Source organism: Lentibacter sp., from assembly GCF_029254145.1.
GTDB lineage: Bacteria > Pseudomonadota > Alphaproteobacteria > Rhodobacterales > Rhodobacteraceae > Lentibacter.
Genome location: NZ_JAQWYD010000009.1, coordinates 18,950 through 37,318 on the forward strand (window position 1 = coordinate 18,950; position 18,369 = coordinate 37,318).

Below are 18,369 nucleotides of genomic sequence, written 5' to 3' on the forward strand. Positions count from 1 at the left end.
ACACCGATCTGAAAAGGAAACCCAATGTCTAAAAAATTCGCATCCCAAGGCGACATGACGGAAAAACAAATCTCCTTCGTCGAAGTCGGCGAGGGCCTCTGGGCTTTCACCGCCGAGGGTGATCCCAACTCAGGCGTCATCATCGGCGACGAGAGCGTGATGATCGTTGAGGCACAAGCCACGCCGCGCTTGGCTCACAAAGTGATCGAAAAAGTCCGCTCCGTCACAGACAAACCGATCAGCCACCTTGTGCTAACTCATTATCACGCTGTCCGCGTGCTCGGCGCATCAGCCTATGGCGCGCCCGAAATCATCATGTCAGACGCAGCCCGCTCGATGGTCGTCGAGCGCGGTCAGGAAGACTGGGACAGCGAGTTCCAACGCTTCCCACGCCTCTTTGAAGGCCACGAGAGCATCCCTGGCTTGACCTACCCGACAACCACATTTTCCGAGAGCATGACAGTCTATCTCGGCAAGCGCCGCGTTGACATCATGCACTTGGGGCGCGCCCACACGGCCGGCGACGCTGTCGTCCATGTGCCCGACCAGAACGTCATGTTCACCGGCGATATCGTGGAATACCACTCCGCTTGCTACTGCGGCGACGGTCACTTTGCCGATTGGGGCAACACGCTCGACAACATCGCTTGGTTTGATGTCGACGCCATCGCGCCAGGACGTGGCGACGCGCTCATCGGCAAGGAGATGGTAAACGCTGCCATCGAGAACACCCGCGACTTTGTGGAAAGCACCTATCGCCCCGTGGCCCGCGTGGCCGCGCGCGGCGGCTCGCTCAAAGAGGCCTGGGACGCCTGCCGCGCCGAATGTGACCCCAAGTTCGCCGACTACGCGATCTATGAGCACTGCCTGCCCTTCAACGTCGCCCGCGCCTACGACGAAGCCCGCGGCATGGACCACCCGCGCATCTGGACCGACAAACGCGACATCGAAATGTGGGAACAGTTGCAAAGCTGATCCACTCTGCCTCTTTGGGCCAGCCTCTCATGTGAGGCTGGCATACCAGAGACAGACCGATAAGACCGCGCCCCCATGTCATAGGAGGAGACTGACATGTTTGATGACCGCTATACACTCGCTTACCGCCTCTACCCATACAAGCGCCACGCCGACCAAGACAAAGGCGCGCCCGTGCGCCACCCTGTTGTGGTCATGGGCGGTGGCCCCGTCGGTGTCGCGACAGCGCTTGATCTGGGCGCCCAAGGCATCCCTGCCGTCGTGCTTGATGATCACGAAGGTGTCGGCATGGGCAGCCGCGCGATTTGTTTTGCCAAACGCTCCCTCGAAATTGCCGACCGCTACGGCGCAGGCAAGCCCATGGTCGAAAAGGGTGTAGTCTGGAACCTCGGAAAAGTCTTTCACAAAGAAGACAAAGTATTCGAATTCAATCTTTTGCCAGAAGAAGGCCACGAATTCCCCGCCTTCATCAACCTCCAGCAGCCCTATTTCGAAAGCTTTATGATCGAGCGGCTGTTTGAAATGCAAAAAGCAGGTGCGCCTGTCGAAATCCGTGGCAAAAACCGCGTTGATAGCGTCACGGTCAAAGACGACCACGTGGTGCTTGAGGTCATGACCCCCGATGGCCCCTATACGATGGAAGCCGACTGGCTCATCGGCTGCGATGGCGCGAACTCTCCACTGCGCAACATGCTCGGCCATGACTTCACCGGCAAAGTCTTTCAAGACAGCTTCCTCATCGCCGATATCAAAATGATCAACGAAAACTTCCCGACAGAGCGCTGGTTCTGGTTTGAGCCGTCGCACGGCTCGGGCGCCTCGACGCTTTTGCACAAACAGCCCGATGATGTCTGGCGCGTCGACTTCCAGATCGGCTGGGATGTGGACCGCAAAGAAGAAATAAAAGAAGAAAACATCCGCCGCCGCCTCGATGCCTTCCTCGGCGAAGGGGTCGAGTATGAAATGGTCTGGTCCTCAATCTATACGTTCCAATGCAAGCGTATGGAAAAGTTCCGCCACGGCCCGGTGATCTTCGCAGGCGATGCGGCGCATCAGGTGTCGCCCTTCGGCGCGCGCGGGGCCAACTCGGGCATGCAGGACATCGACAATCTCGGCTGGAAGCTTGGCCTTGTGATCAATGGCCAAGCCCCCGACAGCCTGCTCGACAGCTACAATACAGAGCGCGTCCATGGAGCTGACGAAAATATCCTGAACTCAACCCGCGCGACCGACTTCATCACACCCAAAAGCGAGACCAGCCACATCTTCCGCAACGCGGTTCTGGAGCTGTCCGAGCACTACGAGTTTGCGCGCCCGCTGGTCAATTCAGGCCGCCTCTCGCTCCCTTGCGTTTATGACGGCTCTCCACTGAACTCAGCCGATGGTCTTTCCCATGGCCCCGAGCGCACCCGCCCAGGCGCGCCCTGCCCCGATGCGCCGCTGGGGGCAGAATTCCTTCTCCCTAAGCTTGGCGGCAAATTCACGCTCCTGACGATCGACGCAGACGCGCCCGATAGCTTTGAAGATAATCGCATCACAGTGACCCGCCTTGCTCTCTCGGCCAAAGACGACCCGACAGGCGCACTCAAAGCGCGCTATCTCGGCGAAGCCAAATCAGGCGTTTATCTCATTCGTCCCGATCAGCATGTTGCTGCGCGCCGCGACCGCTTTGATGAAAACCTCTTCCGCACGGCCCTACGCCGCGCAACAGGCAAGGAATAATCCCATGAGCACATTGACCCTGACCCCCAACATCAAAGGCGGCGATGACTTTTATGAGGAATTGCTCAACGCCCATGAAGGCCTCAGCAAAGAGGAAAGCGACGCCTATAACGCGCGCCTGATCCTGCTGCTGGCGAACCACATTGGTGAGCGCGCCATACTCTCCGAAGCCATCGCAGCCGCCAAGCGCACAAAATAAAGCAGCAAGGGGCGATACGGATCAGCGCGTCGCCCCCATAGCTCTCAAAATCCACTTGTCAGCCCCAAAAATACAGTTACCCTGTTAACAAAAGAGGGAGCCGTAGATGCGCTGGACAGATTTTCCAAAATGGGGCCGCTATGTGGCCGATTGGGCCGCAGAGTATCACGGCTCCTTGCGAGAGCGCCCCGTACGCGCCCAGACAAAGCCGGGCGAAATCGCGGCACAGCTCGCCGCAGCCGCCCCAGAACAGGGCGAGCCTGTGGAGGATGTAATCAAGGATTTCGAGCGCATCGTTATGCCCGGCATCACCCACTGGCAGCACCCACGCTTCTTTGCCTACTTCCCGTCCAACGCCTCCCCCGCTGCCGTGCTGGCCGACTTCTTCACAACAGTGATGGCGCCACAGTGTATGCTCTGGCAGACCTCTCCTGCCGCCACCGAGATGGAGACACGCATGATGGACTGGCTGCGCGATGCGCTCGGCCTTCCGCAAGCCTTCCACGGTGTCATCCAAGACAGCGCCAGCGGCGCGACGCTGGCCGCCGTGCTCACCATGCGCGAGAAAGCCCTCAACTGGGCTGGCAACCAGAGGGGCCTTACAGGCCAAGCCCGCCTGCGCATCTATGCCTCCGAGGAGGTGCACACCTCCGTTGACCGCGCAATCTGGATCGCGGGCATCGGACAAGAGAACCTTGTCCGCATCCCAACGCAGGGCCCTATGCGCGCCATGGACCCCGCCAAACTCGATGCCGCCATCAAAGCCGATCTTGCGGCAGGCTTCCTCCCCGCCGGCATCATCGCCTGCACAGGCGGCACAGGCACAGGCGCCTGCGATGATGTATCTGCCGTTTGCGATGTCGCCGCCACGCATGAGCTTTACACCCATGTCGATGCGGCTTGGGCGGGCTCGGCGATGCTTTGTGAAGAATTCCGCTCGCTCTGGACAGGTGTGGAAAAGGCCGACAGCGTCGTGCTCAACCCGCATAAATGGATGGGCACACAGTTTGACCTCTCCGCCCATTTCGTGCGCGCCCCCGAAGACCTGACCCGCAGCTTGGCAATCCAGCCTGAGTATCTGAAAACGCACGGCAAAGACGGGATCATCAACTACTCTGAATGGTCCGTCCCCCTTGGTCGCCGCTTCCGCGCACTCAAGCTTTGGTTTCTCTTTCGCACCTACGGGCTTGAAGGCCTACGCACCATGTTGCGCAATCATGTGAAATGGTCCGAAGAGCTCTGCGAGCGTTTTCGTGCAGCGCCAGACTTTGAAATCATCACAGACCCTGTCCTTTCGCTCTTTACCTTCCGTTACGCGCCCCAAAGCGCCACAGACCTTGACGCACTCAACCAAAACCTTGTCGATCGGGTCAACGACGACGGCCGCATCTATATCACCCAAACCCGCACGAAAGGCGCTTTTGTGATCCGCTTTCAAGCAGGCCAGTTTGATGCCACCCGTGACGATGTGATGATGGCCTATGATGTCATCACCGAAATCGCAGCGACCCTTTAAGGAGAGACCCATGCCAGCCCCTCACAACCCTTTCAAAGCCGCGCTCAAAGCGGGCAAAAAGCAGCTTGGCGTCTGGTCAAGCTTCGCTCATCCCTACCCGATCGAAATGGTCGCGACTGCAGGATTCGATTGGGTCGTCATCGACGGAGAACATGCACCGAACGATTTGCAAACGATCACATCCCAGCTGCAAGTCCTTGAAGACAAACACTCCCACGCGGTCGTACGCATCCCCACAGGCAACGACTGGTTGGTGAAGCAAGTGCTCGATGCAGGCGCGCAGACCGTGCTTGTGCCTATGGTCGACACGGCAGAACAGGCGAAAGCCCTCGTGCGCGCCATGCGCTACCCGCCTCACGGCATCCGCGGTGCAGGCGCTGCCGGCGCACGCGCTTCACAGTTCGGCGCCATTACAGATTATGTAGGGACAGCCAACGATGAAGTCTGTTTGCTCGTCCAGGTCGAGACCCGCCTCGGCATGGAAAACCTCGATGCCATTCTGGCCGTCGAGGGCGTTGACGGCGTCTTCATCGGCCCCGCCGATCTCGCCGCAGACATGGGGCACCCTGGCAACTCTGCCGCAGAGGATGTCAAAGCTGCGATCAAAGACATGCTTGGTCGCATCAAAGGGTCAGACAAAGCCGCTGGCATCCTCGGTGTGAGCGAAACCGCCACGCAGGAGTATGCCGACTGGGGAGCGCAGTTTCTGGCCGTTGGCGTCGATGTGGGCGTCTTTGCAAAGGCTATGCGCGATCTGGAAGGGCAATGGCGCGCGCGCATTTGAATTCGAATTTTTCCTTCGGAAAAATCCGACCAACTGGGGGCTTTGCCCCCAGACCCCCAGGATATTGAGGGAAAGAAAAAGAACATATTTTTACGACACCTGAATATACCTAAGGCTGGACCTGCCCTGTTTTTTCGGTCAATCTCACGACATGGCAGGCCAAACAGAAACCATTATCAGTGCGATCCTACGCGACATTGAAACAGGGGCGTTGCGCCCTGGCGACTTTATTGAAGACGCCGCAATCATGGCCCGCCACGAGGTCTCGCGCACGCCGGTTCGAGAAGCCCTCATCCAGCTGGAAGCGTCAGGACTGGTCGAGCGCGTGGCCCGCAAGGGTGCGGTTGTCTTTCGCCCGACTCTAGAGCAGTTTCTCGCCATTCTAGAAGTGCATGCCAAGCTGGAGGGCCAAGCAGCCGGGCTTGCTGCGCGGCGTCTATCGGCAACCCATGCCACCGCATTGGAGGCAGCCGTTGCCGCTTGCGAAGCCCATGCGCAAAAGCATGGTGATGGCGCACCTGACGCTTATTACCAACTCAACATGGACTTTCACCGCGTCGTCGCGGAAGCCGCTGGAAACCCTTACTTGCTGGATATGATCAAGACCAATGCGCGCAAGCTCATGGCCTATTATCGCGCGCGTTATCACTATAAGGGCGTTATTGCGACCTCGGCCAAAGAGCACCGCGCGATTGCGACCCTGATCTTTGCACGGGATGCAAAAGAGGCCGAAGTCGCCATGGAGCGCCACGTCAGTTTTGACCATGTCACCGCACTTGACCTCTTGGCCGCCTTAAGCTGATTGGCCTTCTAAAAAAAGAGCAATACGTTCTGCCATGGCCTGCATATCGGCCTCTTTGACAAGCGAGGCACGCGCCCGCTCGGTCACATCGCTCGGCAGTTCATCTGCCAGATGTTCAACCAGTGCCGCAATAAACGCAGGCTCCATTTCGGGATGATACTGAGTTGTCATAATTCCCCGCCCCATAACAAATCCGGCCACATCACAGTCTGGCCCCGAAGCAATCACCTCGGCGCCTTCCGGCATCTTGGTCACTTGCTCAGAGTGGCTCGCATAGAGCGGCAAACTGCGCCCATCAGCAAAGCGTTTTTCGACCAGGCCAAAGACCCATCCCCTCGGATTCGCCTCTACGTCACCTCCCAAAGCCTTGGCGATGGCCTGATGCCCGAAGCAGGCTCCAAACATGGGAATACCCGCGGCATAGATATCTCGTATCACCCCAAACAAGCGCTCTACCCAAGCGTCGCCAGAGTTCACAGAATGTGGCGAACCAGTGATCAGGACCCCCTCAATCCCTGCCAGCGCCTCAGGAAACACGCCATCCTTAACGGGATAAACCACATACTCCCACTCAGGGCGCACACGCCGCATCATGGCAGGAAACTTCTCACCATCCTTGGGCCATCTGTTGGAAAACTCACTCTCGTCGGTGTTTGTCATCAAGACAGCGATACGCATCGGGCGGCTCCAGTTCAGATTCTTCTTTACATATTTATATCCCCTCATAATATACTTAACAAGTGAAACTCGAAGTAAGGTAGCCCCCATGACGGTCTGGACCCCTACAGATGACGGCTTTGCCGACCTTTCAAGCCACGATACATTTGAGCAAGGGGCACCGCACAACACCTTCAAGCGCCTACGTGATGAAGACCCCGTGAGCTGGACAGACTACGCTGATGGCGAAAACTACTGGTCGATCACCCGACACGCAGACATGATGGAAATGAACCGCAACACCAGCGTCTTTTCCTCCGCACGCGGCATTCGTATGGAAGATCAATCCTATGAGGAATACCTCGCGCGGCGCACATTTCAGGAAACAGACGCTCCAGAGCACATGAGAACGCGCATCAAAGTCGCCAAGGCTTTCTCTAAGCCCGTGATCGCAAAGTTTGATGAAGAAATCGGCCTGCTCTGCGACGAAATCCTCGAAGAGGCCCTCAGCGTTGATAGTTTTGACGCCACCAAAACAATTGCCCGCGAATTGCCCATGCGAATGCTTGGCCGCATCCTCGGCCTGCCCGAAAAAGATCTGCCCTGGCTCGTCGAAAAGGGAGATGCGCTTATCGCCAATACAGACCCCGACTTTACGGATCATGTGCTCGACAAAATGAAAACCGACGAGTTTCGCATGATGCCGTTCAACTCCCCTGCGGGCGCAGAACTCTTTCTCTATGCCAAAGACCTCATGAAACAGAAAGAGGCCGCGGGCGATACAGAGGGCGTGCTTCACATGATCCTGCAGCCCGACAAAGACGGCAACACCATCACTGAAGAAGAATTTCGCAACTTCTTTTGTTTGCTCGTCGCCGCAGGCAACGATACCACACGCTACTCTATTGCTGCGGGCATACAGGCCATGTGTCATCAGCCCGAACTGCTCGCCCAGATGCAAACAGGCGATATCTGGAGCACCGCCCCCGACGAAATCATCCGCTGGGCCACACCTGCGCTCTACTTCCGCCGCACGGCGATGCAAGACTATGAGGCCCATGGCAAAACCATTCGAGAGGGCGACAAAGTCCTCTTTTGGTGGTCCTCAGGCAACCGTGACGAAACCGCCTTTGACGCCCCCATGCGGGTCAACCTTGCCCGCGAAAACAACAGACACGTCAGCTTCGGCCAAGGCGGCCCACATGTCTGCCTTGGCATGTGGCTGGCACGGCTCGAAGTGCGGGTCTTGTTTCAAAAGCTTGCCAAACGTCTCAGCCACATCGAAGCTGACGGGGAACACAAGTTCCTGCGCTCCAACTTTGTCGGCGGGATCAAATCACTGCCTGTGCGCATCAAGCGCGCCTGAATAGCAATATCAATATCAATAAGGGCAAAAGCCCATCAGGGAGACTTAATATGAAAGACCGTTTACGCGCTGTGTTCTGTGACCACCTCTCGATCATGCGGGGTAAATATTTGCCTGGTAGTAAAATCGCTGACAGCAGCACACGGTTTTGCCGCTCCACCTTCGGGGTGCATTATGACAAGGATCTGCTCAATGCCCCTGGCGCCATGATGATGGAGGGGCTGCCCGATATGGAGCTGAAGTGGAAGGCCGAAGAGATTCGAGACAGCTGGGATGAGCACACCAAGATCGTTCTTGGCGACCTTTACGACATTGATGGAGCGCCCCTCGGCCTGTGCCCGCGCGGAGCGCTCAAGCGGGCGGTGGCCGCATGGGAGGCCAAAGGTCTGACACCAAAAGTCGGTATCGAGCTTGAGTGCTTCGCCCTTCAAACCGACGAGATGGGCCGCATCATTCCTTATGATGCCCCGGGCGGTGTCGTCTACGGAACTGGCCCCTTCTCTGACCCCCTACGCTTCAATGATGCCATCTGGGAAGAAGCAGAGCGCCTTGGCTTCCGCATTGAAATGATCACCTCAGAGTTCGACACACCACAGTTTGAATATGTGCTGACATTTGACGATGCCGTGAAAGCGGTCGATGATATCGTGCTCTTCCGCCTCATGGCCCGTGAAATCGCGCTAGAGCACGGCGTCCTCCTCAGCTTCATGCCCAAGCCTCTGGCCGAAGCGGGCGGCTCGGGCATGCACATCAACTTCTCCTTCACCGACAAGAGCGGCAAAAACGCGCTTTCTTCGGGTGATAAGGGCGGCCCCGATCATATGAACGATCTGGCTCGAAGCTGCCTTGCTGGACTGCTTGAACACCATAAGGGCCTCGCAGGCCTCATCGCCCCCACAGCCAACAGCTACCAACGCCTCCAACCAGGCTCGCTCTCGGGCTTCTGGAAAAACTGGGGCGGGGATCATCGCAACGTCACAACGCGCATCAGCTCCGAAGGCGGGGTCAAGGCGCGGCTTGAACACCGCATGGCCGACGCCTCCTCAAACCCGTACACCGCGACAGCAGCAGTCTTGCAAGCAAGCCTTCTAGGTCTGGAAAACGGCTACAGCTTGCCACCGATGGAGACAGGCGACGGCTTTGAAAAGACCGACGCCAAGGAAAGCACAGCGATCGACCTCAAAGGCGCCACAGCAGACCTCAAGGCCGACACTGCACTATGCAACGCGGTGGGTGATATGCTCTGCGCCAACCACGTCTATATGAAAGAACACGAGGTCAAGAAAACCCGTGACTTGGAAGGCGACGCACTGCGCGACTTTTATGTGCACTTTGTTTGAAGGAAAAAAGCAATGAATGTCATTTGGAAACTGCCCGACGGCAGCGAAATCTCAGCGCAACTCAGCGACGGAACCAACATGATGGAAGCCGCCGTGGCCAACAATGTGCCAAACGTGATTGGCGAATGCGGCGGCAGCCTCGCCTGCGCAACCTGCCATGTCTATGTCGACGCAGCATGGAGCTCCAAAACCGGCGCCGCTGGCGAATTTGAAGATGCCATGCTGGATGCCACCGAGGCCGAGCGCGGGCCAACATCGCGCCTCTCCTGCCAGATACTGGCCTCCCAGGCACTGGATGGTCTCACTCTGATTGTGCCAAAGGTCTAAGACTTCGGATTTTCGCTGCGCGAAAATCCGACCCAGCGAGGGGGCTCGCCCCCTCGCACTCCCCCAGGACATTTTTAGAAAGAAAAAGGCACATAGGGTCGCACGGGCGCATCTGGGCTTTTTTTGAATCGCAAAATAGTTTAGTTTTAACGAATGTAATTTTCGGGAATCCTGAATATGTTGACCAACGCCCCATCCGTTCACGACGCAGAATCCATCCCAGACGCCGCGCGGGACGAAATTGATCACCTGCTCGCGTCGGGTGACCTCTTTCGCTACACCGCCCCTGAAGACGCTCCTGTCGCGCTTCTGGAGAGAGAATTTGCAGATTTGCTTGGCGCAAAATACGCACTGGCTGTTTCCTCATGCTCTGCTGCACTCTTTCTCTCGCTCAAAGCACTCGGCTTGCCACGCGACGCCCGCGTGCTCATTCCTGCCTTTACGTTTGCTGCCGTGCCCTCCTCTGTTGTCCATGCGGACTGCCTGCCTGTGCTGTGTGAAGTCGGCGAGAACTATCGTATCGATACGGCCGATTTCGAGGCCAAGCTTGCGGACAATATAAGTGCTGTGATCATCTCTCATATGCGCGGCCACACCTCCGATATGGACGCCATCATGGCGCTGTGTGAGGCACGCAATATTCCCGTCATTGAAGACGCTGCTCACAGCCTCGGAACAACATGGCACGGCCAAAACATCGGCACGCTCGGACGCATCGGCTGCTTTTCCTTCCAGTCTTACAAGCTCGTCAACGCTGGCGAAGGCGGCATTCTCATCACCGATGATGCCGATCTGCTCGCCCAAGCCGTAATCATGTCTGGCGCCTATGAACACAACTGGCGCAAGCATGGCGAGATCGATGAAGCCCTTGAAGCCGCCTTCGCGCGCTGGCAGAACCGTCTTCCACTTTACAATCTCCGCTTGAGCAATCTCTCCGCAGCCGTCATCCGTCCACAGCTGCCGCTTGTGACGGAACGTGTCACCAAAGGCCGCAACAATCATGACTATGTCGCCACAAAGCTGGACCAAAGCCCTTGGTTGACTGTGCCCACCAAGCTCGCCCCTGAAGAGCGCGCGCCCGATAGTATCCAGTTCAACCTTGTGAGTATGGATGACAGCGAGACAGAAGCCTTTGCCCGCGCCGCCGCTGCACGCGGCGTAAAGGTTCAGATTTTCGGGATGAGCACGGACAACGCCCGCGCCTTCTGGAACTGGAAATTCATCAAAGGCGAAACACCAGAGCTGCCGCAAACCCGTCAGATGCTTATGCGCGCCTGTGACACACGCCTTCCTGCCCGCCTCACGCGCGAAGAGCTCGACTTTATTGCCGATGCGCTCCGTGCCGCAGCCCAAGACGCCAAGGCAGAGCCTACCCTCAAAGCAGGCTGATCACACCGTTGGTTTCAGGAAACGCTTCCAGCGCCGGATCAATTATGGTCTGGCGCAGGATCGGGCGCAGCTTCTGCGCGACCCCCTCTGGCATATCCTGCAAAATGCCCTCGCGGGCCGTCAGGCTGATCCGCCGTGAGAGCGGCTCAAACGGCAGTGGCATGACATCAATCTTGGGTGCAAAACGCCGCGCACGCATCAGGGCCAGCGGCGTCAGGATGGTCCAGCCCGCACCCTGCCCGACCATCGCCAAAATGGCATGATAGCTATCAAGCTCGAAACGATGGGACATCCGCAAATTCTGGCGCGACAGGTGACTGGCAATCTGACGTCCCATATGATGCCGTGACGTATACTGAATGAGCGGAAGCCGCTTCAGCTGGCGCAGCACATCGCCCTTGCGGTCAATCGCGCCTTTTGGAGCCGCAACAACAAACCCTTCCTCCATAAGCGGGTGGACTTCCATCCCGCTCAAGGCCTCGCCCATCTCCGCTGCAACAATGACATCTAAGGCGCGCGCATCAAGTTGATCATGCAGAAAATGGCTCGCCCCCGTCTCCAGCAAAAACTGGCAGGTGGTGAGTTCATCTGCCATCTGCGACAAAAGCTGGGGCGTTACATCTGCCGCCAGATCTTCGATCATCCCAAGGCGAAACCGCGTCAACCCGCGCATATCACTCATCGCAAGCTCTGTACGGACCTGCTCGGCCTCGTTCATGATATTCTGCGCCCGCCTGCGGAAAATCTCCCCCGCCGGCGTTAACAAAATGGGTCGGGCGTTGCGCTGCAACAGCGTAACGCCCATCGCACCCTCAAGATTGGTCAGCTGCTGGCTCACAGCCGAAGGACTCGCACCAAGGCGGCGCGCTGCCGCGGTGATGGAGCGTTCCTCTGCCGTGGCAATAAACACCTCCACCCCCCAAAGGGTGATCCGCCCCGCGTTGTCAGCCATTTTGCCTTACTTGCCCATCTTGGAAAGCTTGGCCTGAAGCGCAGCCAGCTCGGCTTTGATGTCATCCAGATCGTCAGGACTGTCGTCTTTTGGCGCCGCTGCTTCCGGCTTTGCCGCCGCAGCGGCCCCACCAAAGCCGCCCGTCATCGCTTTCAAAAAGGCTTCTTGCTGCGCCTGGAGCGCCTCAAAACCCGGAACTTTGGCCATAGGGCTGATGGTCCCCATGTTTTTCATCATCTTTTCTTGCCCCTCACGGAGCATATCAAAGCTGGCTTGCAAAAACTCAGGCATCATCTGGGTGGCTTGGTTTGTATAGCTACGGACAATGTCGTTGAGCACAGAGACAGGCAGCATATTCTCGCCGCGGCTCTCGTGGTCTGCAATAATCTGCAAGAGATACTGCCGTGTAAGGTCGTCGCCTGATTTCAGATCCACAATCTGAACCTCGCGCCCTTCGCGGATAAAAGCCGCAATATCGTCGAGCGTTACATAGTCTGATGTTTCGGTATTATAAAGCCTGCGGCTTGCGTACCGCTTGATCAGCAATGGTTTTTGAGACTCGTCCACGCTTGTATCCTCCCAAATGAGCCGCGCTGCAGTGCAGCTTATGGCAGCCGATCACAAAAAGAAAGAGCGGGCCGCTAAGGACCCGCTCAAGAGTGGAGCGCTTTCAGAATGGGAGGAGACTGTTGCGCTCTATCTCTGTCAGCTTATTTTGCAGCAGCTGTCGCTTTTTTCGCTGCGGCTGTCATGTCTTCAGTCGCTTTTTTAACAGCTGTTGTGGCTTCTTCTGAAGCTGATTTGCCAGCTGCCATCATGAGCTCAACTGTTTCCATTTGAACTTTTTTCGCAACTTCAGCGAAAGCAGCCATGTTTTCTGAAGCAACTTCAGCTTGGGCTGAGGCGAAGTCTGTGATCGCTTTTGCGTAGTCAGCAGGCTCGGCCTTTACTTTTGACATGTCGCCAAGCTTGGCAAGTGTCTCAGATGTCCACTTTGTTGAAATGGCGGCTGATTTTTCAGCAGCTTCCAGAGCAACTGAAGAGAACTTCTCGCCAAGCGCGGCTTGGTTTTTGAAAGCGCCTTCAAAAGCGGCTGTGTCTACAGGGAATGCGCCCATCATGTCTTTGAGTGTCGCTGTGAAATCTTGTGCCTTAGCCATGTTAAAATCCTATCAGGTTAATCGGGCAACTCTACTTTGACCCGAGGAGTTGGTTACGCGTCTGAGGAATATATACATGCTGCATCGCAGCAATTCAAGTCTTTTTCTGCACTGCGGCATAAAAAAGTGACCTAGGGTAACCCCCTTATTTTGCTAGCAAAAAATCCTTAGCCGCAGCGCAGCATTGCATTTTTACAAAACCTTCATGGAATCGCTTGCCATCAAAAGCACAGCCGAGAGCCGCCTCCGAAGAGCCTAGACTTCAGGTTTGAGCTTCACATATGTGCCAGGGGCGGCGCACAACGGCTCATAGCCATTTCCGCCCAATTCACGCGCAGGTATCATTTTGCCAGAGCGCTTGCCAAGCCAGCCTTCCCAGCGCGGCCACCAAGACCCCTCGTGGAACGTTGCGCCCTCCCACCAGTCAGCCGCCGCCTCAGGCAACTCTTCGTTGGTGTAGTGGCCGTATTTCTTCTTGCTTGGCGGATTAACCACCCCCGCAATATGCCCTGACTGGCTCACAACAAAGGTCTTGTCCTTCGCCCCTGTCATCCCGAACCCACGGTAACAGTCTCGCCACGCGGCAATATGATCTGTCTCGCACGTCACGGCAAAGAGCGGGATCTCGACATCGCGCACATGCAGCCGCTCTCCAAGAAGCTCATAGCCCTCCCCGACAAAAGCGTTCTGCTGGCAAAGTCCGCGCAGATACTCCATGACCATCTTTCCAGGCAGATTCGTCGCATCACCATTCCAGAACAGCAGATCAAAGGCAGGCGGCGTCTCTCCCATCATGTAGGACTTGATGGCTGGCCCGTACACCAGATCATTAGAGCGCAAGAAGCTCATCGTCCGTGACATAATCACAGAGCGCAAAACACCGTAGTCGGCGACCTCTTCTTCGATCCCATCCACAAAGTCATCCTGCAAGAAGGGTGTAAACTCCCCCTGCTCGCCAAAATCAGTGAGCGCCGTGAAGAAAGTCGCTGACTTCACAGATGTATCGCCCTTGGCTTTCATATCCGCGAGCGTCAGATGAAGCGTCGTGCCCGCAATGCAGTATCCCACAGCATTGACCTGATTCTCTCCCGTGATCTCTTTGGTCACGCGGATTGCCTCTTTAAAGCCCGTCTCGATATAGTCTTCCATGCCCCAGATCCCTTGGGCACGGCCCGGATTGCGCCAGCTCACAACAAACAAGGTATAACCCTGCTCGGTGATCCATTTAATCAGGCTGTTTTCGGCCTTGAGGTCGAGAATATAAAACTTGTTGATCCATGGCGGGAAAATAAGCAGCGGTGTCTTATGCACCTCTTCTGTGGCGGCCTTATACTGGATCAGCTCCAGCATCTCGTTGCGAAACACAACAGAGCCTTCGCTCGTCGCCACATTGCGCCCAAGCTCAAAGGCGCTCTCGTCACAGAGCTTGACCAGAAGCTCGCCATCATTTGCTTCCATATCGGCCACAAGGTTCTCAAGCCCGCGCACAAGGCTCTCGCCTTCTGTCTGCACGGCCCGCTCCAGCGCGTCGGGGTTCGTCCCGAGGAAATTGCTAGGGGCCATCATCGCAATAATCTGCTCAGAAAAGTAATTCAGCCGCCGTTTGTCTTTGGGGTCCATATCCTCGACATCGTCAACAGCCTTACGGATTGCGTCGGAATTGATCAGGTATTGCTGCTTTACAAAGTTAAAATACGGATGCGTCTGCCACAAAGGGTTGCCAAAACGCTTGTCATCCCCTGTATAATCTGCGGGCGCCTTGAAGCCTTCAGTGGCGAACGCTTCTTGAGCTGCAACAAAATGCTGAACAGATTTGCCCCAATATTCAAGCTGATGCTCATAAATCCGCTTAGGATTCCCCACCATTTCCGCCCAATAGTTCACAGCAGCCTGCGCATAAAGCTCGGTCCCAGGACCACTCAGGGTCGGATTCACGGCTTTCCGCCCGCTAATCGCCAACATCAATCGCTCTGTAAGCGCTTCAACCCGCTGCAAATTAGCTTGCATTTTGTCAAGATTTTCACTCGAGACATCATCTTTTGTTGTCATCTTAACAAAATTCCCCTATCTTTTTCTGCAATGCAGCATAATTATTACCACGATCTTAACAACGCGACGAAGTGACTGACCCTAGGTCAGCACACAAGAAACAAAGGACGCCCAAATGCGCTATATGGCCAGCTACGACTTCATGGAATCGTTTCGCAATGCCAACCAATGGTTCGGCGCAACCGCCCAATCCTTTGCATCTTACCCCGCTTTTGCTCTCGCGCCAAACCCTGCTTTTCAGTGGCTCGCCGCTTGGGGCGAAGTGACAGAGCGCAGCTTCGAGCGTATGATCGCCAAGCCAGACTGGGGCATTGACACTTTCACCTGCGACGATGGCAAAGACCACCTCGTCAAAGTCGAGAAAATTGTCGAAGGCGCCTTTGGCGATCTGATCCACTTTAACGTGACAGGCCGTGAAAAAGCGCCCCGCCAGGTACTGATCGTCGCCCCGATGTCTGGCCACTATGCCACGCTCCTGCGCTCCACCGTAAAGAGCCTGATCCGCGACTGTGAAGTCTACATCACAGATTGGCACAACGCCCGCGACATTCCCGTCTCGGAAGGCAAGTTTGATATCGAGGACTACACCCTCTATCTCGTTGACTTCATGAAAAAACTTGGCCCCGACACGCATGTGATCGCCGTGTGCCAGCCTGTCCCCCTCACACTCGCAGCCACAGCCTATCTCGCCGAGAAAGAGCCCGAAGCGCAGCCCCGCTCGCTCACGCTCATCGGCGGCCCCGTTGACCCCGATGCAACGCCCACAGACGTCACAGACTTTGGCCGCCGCGTCACAATGGGCCAACTCGAAGAAAGCATGATCCAGCGGGTCGGCTTCAAATATAAGGGCGTTGGCCGCAAGGTTTATCCGGGCCTTCTGCAGCTCACCTCCTTTATCTCCATGAACGCCGAGAAACACGCCAAAGCCTTCTCCGATCAGATTGCCCGCGTCGCCAACGACAAGGCTGGCGATCATGACAAGCACAACAAATTCTACGACGAATATCTCGCTGTCATGGACATGACCGCAGAATTCTATCTGTCTACCGTGGACCGCATCTTCAAAGAGCGCGAAATCGCCAAAAACGAATTTGTCGTCGCGGGTCACAAAGTCGATATGGGTAAGATCACCACAGTCGCCATCAAAACAGTCGAGGGTGAAAACGACGATATTTCGGCCCCAGGACAATGCATTGCGGCGCTTGCCCTTTGCACAGGCCTGCCTGAGAGCAAAAAAGCCTCACACGTAGAGCCAGGTGCTGGCCACTACGGCATCTTCGCAGGCAAAAGCTGGCGCAACAATATCCGCCCCCTCGTGCTCAACTTCATTGATGAGAATTCAGCAGCCCCCGCCAAGCCCCAAAAGGCTAGCAAAAAAGCTGCAAACACCAACGCGGCTTAAAAGACAAACCAGTCGAGCAAGCTCAACACCACGCCGCAAGGCAGCGCAATGGCCAAAGCCAGCAGCGCTGCCCCAAGCGAGTTCAGCCGCGGGGCTGGCAAATCTTGGCCAAAAACTGTGTTTTTCCGTCTCATAGTGCGATGTTAACCATGATTTAGGTTTCTTTTGGCTTAACGGCGCCATGATAGAGGCAGATTCTTTCCAACAATCCGAGCTCTTCAATGGTGCGCTAGCCCTTTTGGGGCGTCCGCCAAAGCGGCTTGCCATGCCCACAGGGTCGGTCTTTGCCCTGCGCCGCTTTGGCCTATCACTGGCCACACGTCCGCATGACGCTCCCGAAACCTATGCAGAGCTCGCCAAAAAACGCATCCGTATCATCAACGCCGAAAGCGCCCACCCCGCCCTACGGCAAAACGGCTACCGCCAGCTCATCAAGCCCGCTCATATCGCCAGCTTGCCCTTGTCGCCCGACCCCGTCATTCAGCGCGCCGCCATGCAGCCCAAGTGGCGGCGCAGCCTCGAGCGTTTTGAAGCCGAGCGCCCCAAGCACATCACACTGACGCACCGCGCCTTCGATCCTGACCGTGACGCTTGGTTGCTTGAAGCCGAGGCGGCCCAAGCCCGCACACGCCGCTTTCGCTGCTATCCTTCGGCCCTGACCTGCGCCCTCAGCACCGCAAGCCCAAAGAGCTTACGCCTGTTCTCCCTCAACGGGCCAGAAGCACCTCGCGCCGCCATGCTCTTTGCCTTGCACGGTCCCCGCGCCACCTATCATATCGGCTACACGAGCCCCGACGCGCGCAAGATCGGCGCGCATTGGCTGCTCATGTGGAAAGCCTTTCAGGAGCTGCCCGCATACCGCATATCAGAGATGGAACTGGGCCTCGTTGATACAGAGAGCGGCGCAAACCTCGCCCGCTTCAAGCTTGGCACAGGCGCAGTAACACGCCCCCTTGGCGGCACATGGGGGCGCCTCTTTTAACTGCGCAACACATATGGCTGGCGCAGCCACTCTGTGAGCAAAGCGTTGACCTGATCAGGCGCTTCCAGCGTGGGCAAATGCCCAGCATCCTGCAGCACCGCGAGCTTCGCATAAGGGATCAGCTCGGCCATAAATTCATGCCGCTTGACTGAAGTCAGCCCGTCATAGGCTCCACAGACCACAAGCGCAGGCACTTTCGCCTTGCGCAGCACAGCTTGTTGATCTCGCCTGCGTTGTAAGGCCTTGATCTGAAGCAAGAAAACTTCAGGCCCCAAGCTCTCCGCCATATCGCGCACCGTAGAGAGCACAACAGGCCGCATTGGGCCAGGCGCAAGGAACTCAGGCTTCAAAAATCCACGGATTACATCCATCATCCGGCCCGACTTGATCCCGACAATCATCGGCTCATACCCGGCCGCCGACTGTGGCGTTTCCGCCAGCGGATTGGTGTCCATCAAGCAAATTCTCATCACGCGCTCAGGCGCACGGCGCAAGATTTCCATGGCAATAATCCCACCCATCGACAGCCCTGCCAGAGCAAATTTCTGTGGCGCGTCAGACAGAATCGTAGAGGCAATCTCCTCGATACGCTCGCCCTCTGTCGTGCAGGCCACCATCACATTGTGAGTGCGGCTGAAATGCTCGATCTGTGGCTGAAAAAGCCGCGCATCACACATCATACCAGGGATAAACAACAACGGCTCGCGCATAGGGCTGGCTCCTTCTGGCCGCAGATTGGCAGAAGTC

General features: G+C 56.7%; 19 protein-coding genes. 12 read left to right on the top strand and 7 right to left on the bottom strand.

All coding sequences use genetic code 11. The features are described 5' to 3' along the window. Positions 1 to 24 precede the first annotated feature (24 nt). The 6 genes from P8O11_RS01070 to P8O11_RS01095 all read left to right on the top strand — a co-directional run bounded on the left by P8O11_RS01070 (position 25) and on the right by P8O11_RS01095 (position 5,998). Positions 25 to 975: an MBL fold metallo-hydrolase gene (locus P8O11_RS01070; protein ID WP_300290746.1), complete on the top strand. Its 951-nt coding sequence runs from the start codon at positions 25 to 27 to the stop codon at positions 973 to 975. Between the two features lie 96 nt (positions 976 to 1,071). Beyond that, positions 1,072 to 2,697, top strand: coding sequence for an FAD-dependent oxidoreductase (locus P8O11_RS01075; RefSeq protein WP_300290748.1), 1,626 nt, complete (start codon positions 1,072 to 1,074; stop codon positions 2,695 to 2,697). A 4-nt stretch (positions 2,698 to 2,701) separates the two neighbouring features. After that, positions 2,702 to 2,896 (top strand): DUF2783 domain-containing protein, encoded by a 195-nt coding sequence (locus P8O11_RS01080; protein WP_300290750.1) that lies wholly within the window; start codon positions 2,702 to 2,704, stop codon positions 2,894 to 2,896. A 106-nt stretch (positions 2,897 to 3,002) separates the two neighbouring features. Beyond that, positions 3,003 to 4,412: a pyridoxal-dependent decarboxylase gene (locus P8O11_RS01085; RefSeq protein WP_300290753.1), complete on the top strand. Its 1,410-nt coding sequence runs from the start codon at positions 3,003 to 3,005 to the stop codon at positions 4,410 to 4,412. Between the two features lie 10 nt (positions 4,413 to 4,422). After that, positions 4,423 to 5,196, top strand: coding sequence for an HpcH/HpaI aldolase/citrate lyase family protein (locus tag P8O11_RS01090; RefSeq protein ID WP_300290755.1), 774 nt, complete (start codon positions 4,423 to 4,425; stop codon positions 5,194 to 5,196). 151 nt (positions 5,197 to 5,347) lie between these two features. After that, positions 5,348 to 5,998, top strand: coding sequence for a GntR family transcriptional regulator (locus P8O11_RS01095; protein ID WP_300290757.1), 651 nt, complete (start codon positions 5,348 to 5,350; stop codon positions 5,996 to 5,998). Here P8O11_RS01095 and P8O11_RS01100 read toward each other — a convergent pair. Continuing rightward, on the bottom strand, positions 5,990 to 6,676 hold the full coding sequence (locus tag P8O11_RS01100; RefSeq protein ID WP_300290759.1) for a type 1 glutamine amidotransferase: 687 nt from the start codon (positions 6,674 to 6,676) through the stop codon (positions 5,990 to 5,992). The genes P8O11_RS01095 and P8O11_RS01100 overlap by 9 nt on opposite strands. Before the next feature lie 88 nt (positions 6,677 to 6,764). Here P8O11_RS01100 and P8O11_RS01105 point away from each other — a divergent pair, with 88 nt between their 5' ends. The 4 genes from P8O11_RS01105 to P8O11_RS01120 all read left to right on the top strand — a co-directional run bounded on the left by P8O11_RS01105 (position 6,765) and on the right by P8O11_RS01120 (position 11,077). Beyond that, positions 6,765 to 8,021 (top strand): cytochrome P450, encoded by a 1,257-nt coding sequence (locus tag P8O11_RS01105; RefSeq protein WP_300290761.1) that lies wholly within the window; start codon positions 6,765 to 6,767, stop codon positions 8,019 to 8,021. 50 nt (positions 8,022 to 8,071) lie between these two features. Beyond that, a complete protein-coding gene (locus tag P8O11_RS01110) occupies positions 8,072 to 9,361 on the top strand; it encodes a glutamine synthetase family protein (RefSeq protein WP_300290764.1) in 1,290 nt (429 codons plus the stop codon). 12 nt (positions 9,362 to 9,373) lie between these two features. After that, the gene (locus P8O11_RS01115) at positions 9,374 to 9,688 is read left to right on the top strand and encodes a 2Fe-2S iron-sulfur cluster-binding protein (protein ID WP_300290766.1); all 315 of its coding nucleotides are present in this window, start codon (positions 9,374 to 9,376) and stop codon (positions 9,686 to 9,688) included. 180 nt (positions 9,689 to 9,868) lie between these two features. After that, on the top strand, positions 9,869 to 11,077 hold the full coding sequence (locus tag P8O11_RS01120; protein WP_300290815.1) for an aminotransferase class I/II-fold pyridoxal phosphate-dependent enzyme: 1,209 nt from the start codon (positions 9,869 to 9,871) through the stop codon (positions 11,075 to 11,077). On the opposite strand, the gene P8O11_RS01125 is transcribed toward P8O11_RS01120, so the two are convergent. The 4 genes from P8O11_RS01125 to phaC form a co-directional block, all read right to left on the bottom strand. After that, positions 11,064 to 12,029, bottom strand: a complete 966-nt coding sequence (locus P8O11_RS01125) for a LysR family transcriptional regulator (RefSeq protein WP_300290768.1) — start codon at positions 12,027 to 12,029, stop codon at positions 11,064 to 11,066. The two genes, P8O11_RS01120 and P8O11_RS01125, sit on opposite strands and share 14 nt — an antisense overlap. A gap of 6 nt (positions 12,030 to 12,035) precedes the next feature. Further along, positions 12,036 to 12,596, bottom strand: a complete 561-nt coding sequence (gene phaR / locus P8O11_RS01130; RefSeq protein WP_300290770.1) for a polyhydroxyalkanoate synthesis repressor PhaR — start codon at positions 12,594 to 12,596, stop codon at positions 12,036 to 12,038. Between the two features lie 143 nt (positions 12,597 to 12,739). Next, the gene (locus tag P8O11_RS01135; protein ID WP_273496585.1) at positions 12,740 to 13,189 is read right to left on the bottom strand and encodes a phasin, PhaP; all 450 of its coding nucleotides are present in this window, start codon (positions 13,187 to 13,189) and stop codon (positions 12,740 to 12,742) included. A gap of 255 nt (positions 13,190 to 13,444) precedes the next feature. Continuing rightward, positions 13,445 to 15,238: a class I poly(R)-hydroxyalkanoic acid synthase gene (phaC, locus tag P8O11_RS01140; protein ID WP_300290774.1), complete on the bottom strand. Its 1,794-nt coding sequence runs from the start codon at positions 15,236 to 15,238 to the stop codon at positions 13,445 to 13,447. A 115-nt stretch (positions 15,239 to 15,353) separates the two neighbouring features. Here phaC and phaZ point away from each other — a divergent pair, with 115 nt between their 5' ends. Continuing rightward, entirely contained in the window at positions 15,354 to 16,640 is a 1,287-nt protein-coding gene (gene phaZ, locus P8O11_RS01145; protein WP_300290777.1) for a polyhydroxyalkanoate depolymerase, read from the top strand. On the opposite strand, the gene P8O11_RS01150 is transcribed toward phaZ, so the two are convergent. Then, positions 16,637 to 16,774, bottom strand: coding sequence for a hypothetical protein (locus P8O11_RS01150; RefSeq protein ID WP_300290779.1), 138 nt, complete (start codon positions 16,772 to 16,774; stop codon positions 16,637 to 16,639). The genes phaZ and P8O11_RS01150 overlap by 4 nt on opposite strands. Positions 16,775 to 16,821: 47 nt before the next feature. Between P8O11_RS01150 and P8O11_RS01155 the strand changes: the two genes are divergently transcribed. Then, complete coding sequence (locus P8O11_RS01155) at positions 16,822 to 17,622, top strand: GNAT family N-acetyltransferase (protein WP_300290781.1); 801 nt, start codon at positions 16,822 to 16,824, stop codon at positions 17,620 to 17,622. Here the strand turns inward: P8O11_RS01155 and P8O11_RS01160 are convergent. Then, positions 17,619 to 18,332: an alpha/beta hydrolase gene (locus tag P8O11_RS01160; protein ID WP_300290783.1), complete on the bottom strand. Its 714-nt coding sequence runs from the start codon at positions 18,330 to 18,332 to the stop codon at positions 17,619 to 17,621. The genes P8O11_RS01155 and P8O11_RS01160 overlap by 4 nt on opposite strands. Between the last annotated feature and the right edge of the window lie 37 nt (positions 18,333 to 18,369).